This is a genomic window from Cobetia sp., from assembly GCF_983723665.1.
The window spans coordinates 1,167-5,346 of the sequence record NZ_CFDJES010000028.1; the positions used below are offsets into that span (position 1 = coordinate 1,167).

The window sequence follows — 4,180 nt, forward strand, 5'->3', positions numbered from 1 at the left end:
GTTACAGCGTGCGCATATCCAGCAGCTTGATGCTCTGGATGCGCGGCTCGCCCCAGCTCAGGTCGAGCACCCACTCGGCGTCGAAATGCGTGTGCAATACGCTGCCATCGCGCATGGCGGCGCGGTGCTCACCGCCCATGCGCAGGGTGGCGCTGTCGAGGCTGTTGCGCTGGGCACGCACCCAGCCGAGTGCATGGCCATTGACCAGCAGCTCGCTGCGACGCTGCTCCCAGTTGGCCAGGTACTCGCTGCCGGTCAGGGTTTCATCCAGCAGCTGGATGGAAGCCTCCTCGCCCAGCAGTTCCGCCAGTTCGATAGCAGGCGCCATGCGGTTGAGCATGGAGAACCAGCGGTGCGCGAAGTTTTCGAGTTCGGCCTCGAGGGCCAGATCATTGAAGGTATCGGCGTACATGGCACCTGCTCCCGAGTGGGTAAATATTGATGGGCATTATGCCGAGAGTCGTGAGCAGTAAACATGCCACGAACGGAATGGCAGTGTTGCCAACGGGGAGTCAATGCTTCAGCGGTTGCTGAAGCCGCGACGCCCCGTGGCGTTTGCCTGTTCTCGATCTCTCGGGAGAGTGGTCGTATCAGTGGATGGCTCAGTGGCCGTATCAATGGTCGTATCAATGAATGCGGCGGCCTGACTCGGAATGGCTGCCCGGCGTGACAGCGTCCTGATGCGATTCACGTTTCTCGACCAGGCGGCGGATACCGACATAGAACAGCGGTGTCAGCAGCAGACCGAATACGGTGACGCCGATCATGCCGGAGAACACCGCCACGCCCATCGCCTGGCGCATCTCGCTGCCGGCACCAGTGGCCAGTACCAGAGGCACCACGCCCGCGGTGAAGGCCACCGACGTCATCAGGATGGGACGCAGACGCAGGCGACAGGCCGTCAGCACGGCGTCCAGACGACTCTGGCCAGCATGCTGCTGCTCACGAGCGAACTCGACCAGCAGGATCGCGTTCTTGCACGCCAGCGCCACCAGCACGATCAAGCCGATGCGCGTGAAGATGTTGTTGTCGCCCCCCGTCAGCCAGACACCGGCCAGCGCCGACAGCAGTGTCATCGGCACGATCAGGATGATCGCCAGCGGCAGCGACCAGCTCTCGTACTGGGCGGCCAGCACCAGGAATACCAGCAATACCACCAGCGGGAAGATGTAGATCATGGTGTTGCCGGCCAGTACCTGCTGGTAGGTCACCTCCGTCCACTCGTAGCCGATGCCCTGTGGCAGGTTGCCGGCCAGCACTTCCTCGATGGCGGCCTTGGCCTGATCACTGGAGACGCCCGGCGCCGGCGAGCCGTTGATATCGGCGCTGACGAAGGTGTTGTAGTGCATCACGCGGTCCGGGCCGGTGGTCGGTGTCACCTTGACGAAGCTGCCCAGCGGAATCATGCGGCCGTTGTCGCTGCGCACCTTGAGGTTGCGGATGTCATCCGGGTCGAGACGCGCCGACTGCTCGGCCTGGGCGCGCACCTGATAGGTACGCCCGAAGCGGTTGAAGTCATTGACGTACAGCGAGCCCATGTACACCTGCAGAGTCTCGAAGGCACGTTCCACCGGCACGCCCATTATCATCGCCTGCTCGCGATCCAGATCGATGTCGTACTGCGGCACCTGGATGCGGAAGCTGGAGTAGACACTGCTCAGACGCGGGTCAGCGTTGCCCTTGGCGGTGATGGTCTGCACGGCGGAGAACAGCTCATCGAAGCCCTTGTTGCCACGGTCCTGCAGCTGCAACTTGAAGCCCCCCGTAGTGCCCAGGCCCAGAATCGGTGGCGGCGGGAAGACGGCGACGAAGGCCTCGTCGATCCCCGCGAATTTCTGGTTCAGCTGAGCGGCGATCGCCTGACCGGAAAGCTCGGGCGACTGTCGCTCATCGAAGTCCGCCAGGGTCGCGAACACGATGCCGGAGTTGGAGGCATTGACGAAGCCGTTCACGGAGAGCCCCGGGAAGGCCACGGTGTGCGCCACGCCCGGTGTGTCCAGCGCCAGTGCCTGCATCTCGTCGATGACCTCGGAGGTGCGGTCGAGGCTGGCGGCGTCCGGCAGCTGGGCCATCGCGACCAGGTACTGCTTGTCCTGCCCCGGGATGAAGCCGCCGGGCACGCTGTCGAACAGCTTGCCGGTGGCGCCGAGCAGTACGACATACAGCAGGCCGACGATGACACCGAAGCGCAGCAGCTTCTTGATCAGGCCGGTATAGCCGTTGGCCATCGCACTGAAGGCGCGGTTGAACGGCGCGAACAGCCAGCGACCGAACAGGCCATCGATGACGCGGGTCAGCCAGTCAGGCTTGGCACCGTGGGGCTTGAGCAGCAGAGCCGACAGCGCCGGTGACAGCGTCAGCGAGTTGAAGGCCGAGATGAGCGTCGAGATGGTGATGGTCAGCGCGAACTGCTTGTAGAACTGACCGCTCAGGCCGCTGATGAAGGCCGTCGGAACGAACACCGCCGTCAGCACCAGCGCGATGGCGATGATCGGGCCGGTCACCTCACGCATGGCGATCTGGGTGGCCTCGATGGGCGAGTGACCCAGCTCGATGTTGCGCTCGACATTCTCCACCACCACGATGGCGTCATCGACGACGATACCGATGGCGAGCACCAGTCCGAACAGCGACAGCGTATTGATCGACACGCCCATCAGCTGCATGACCGCAAACGTCCCGATCAGCGAGACCGGCACCGCGATCAGCGGAATGATCGAGGCCCGCCAGGTCTGCAGGAACAGGATCACCACGATCACGACCAGCAGGATGGCCTCGAACAGGGTGTCGATGACCGCCTCGATGGAGCCACGCACGAAGACCGTCGGGTCGTAGACGATGTCGTAGCTGACGCCATCCGGGAAGGCCTCGGACATCTCGCTCATGCTCTCGCGCACGGAATCCGACAGCGCGATGGCATTCGAGCCGGGACGCTGGAAGATCGGCATCGCCACGGCGTCCTTGCCATCCAGCTGCGCGCGCAGCGAATAGCTGTCGGCGCCCAGTTCGACACGCGCCACATCCTTCAGGCGTGTCAGGCGGCCATCTTCATCGACACGGATGACGATGTTCTCGAATTCCTCGGCGCTCTCCAGGCGGCCCCGCACATTGAGCAGGCGCTGGAACTGGTTGTCGTCAGGCGAGGGCTGGGCACCGACGGAGCCGGCGGCGACCTGCTGGTTCTGCGCACGCAGCGCACTGATCACGTCACCGGCAGACAGGCCCCGCGCCGCCACGGCGTCCGGGTCGAGCCACACGCGCATCGAGTACTCGCCGGCACCGAACAGCTGCACGTCGCCGACCCCCTCGAGACGGGCGAGATTGTCCTTCAGGTTCAGGCGCGCGTAGTTGGACAGCCACAGCTGGTCATAGCGGCCATCCGGGGAGGTCAGGTGGACCACCATCGTCAGGTTGGGCGAGGCCTTCTCGGTGGTGATGCCGAGCTGCTGCACCTCCTGCGGCAGGCGCGGCGTGGCGCGGGCCACACGGTTCTGCACCTGCACCTGGGCCTTGTCCAGGTCAGTGCCCAGCGCGAAGGTCACCGTCAGGGTCAGGTTGCCGTCGGAGGTCGCCTGGGAGTCCATGTACAGCATGCTTTCGACGCCGGTGATTTCCTGCTCCAGCGGCGTGGCGACGGTGGCACCGATGACTTCGGGGTTGGCACCCGGGTAGTTGGCGCGCACCACCACTGTGGGCGGCACGACTTCCGGATACTCGGAGATGGGCAGCTGGAACAGCGACAGCATCCCGGAGATGACGGTCAGGATCGACAGCACCGCGGCGAAGACCGGGCGCTTGATGAAGAAGCTGGAGATATTCACGAACGGCCTCCGGCTGCCTGACGGTCAGCCTCGGCCAGTGTCGCGGCGTCCTGATCGTTGTCCTGATCCAGCGGCTGGGCGGTCTGCTGCTGCAGGCGCGAGATACGCGCGGCGAGTGCCTTGAGGGCACCGTCATCGGGCATCTCGACCAGCTTGGGGGTGATCGGCATGCCCGGACCTGCCTTGGCAGGCCCCGCGGCCAGCACGCGGTCACCGGCGGCCAGGCCATCGGTGACGGCACGCAGCGGGCCGAAGCGCGGGCCGGTGGTGATGCCGCGGTAGGCGAGGGTGTTGTCCTCGGCGACCACCAGCACGAACTGACGGTCCAGATCGGTGCCGATGGCGCGTTCCGGAATCAG

3 protein-coding genes are annotated in these 4,180 nt (G+C 64.8%); all 3 read right to left on the bottom strand.

Annotation, left to right across the window (positions count from 1 at the left end; all coding sequences use genetic code 11):
- Nucleotide 1: 1 nt before the first annotated feature.
- A complete protein-coding gene (locus AC4FAH_RS04715) occupies nt 2-412 on the bottom strand; it encodes a hypothetical protein (RefSeq protein WP_054555691.1) in 411 nt (136 codons plus the stop codon).
- A 214-nt stretch (nt 413-626) separates the two neighbouring features.
- Complete coding sequence (locus AC4FAH_RS04720; protein WP_153636495.1) at nt 627-3,821, bottom strand: efflux RND transporter permease subunit; 3,195 nt, start codon at nt 3,819-3,821, stop codon at nt 627-629.
- Nucleotides 3,818-4,180 (bottom strand): permuted SH3 domain-containing protein (locus AC4FAH_RS04725; protein ID WP_490245718.1); only part of this gene is annotated, 363 nt, incomplete at its 5' end. The genes AC4FAH_RS04720 and AC4FAH_RS04725, both read right to left, overlap by 4 nt.

Excerpts from the sequence above, each read along its gene's own strand:
- AC4FAH_RS04715 (WP_054555691.1), bottom strand. The coding sequence starts at position 412 with ATGTACGCCGATACCTTCAATGATCTGGCCCTCGAGGCCGAACTCGAA.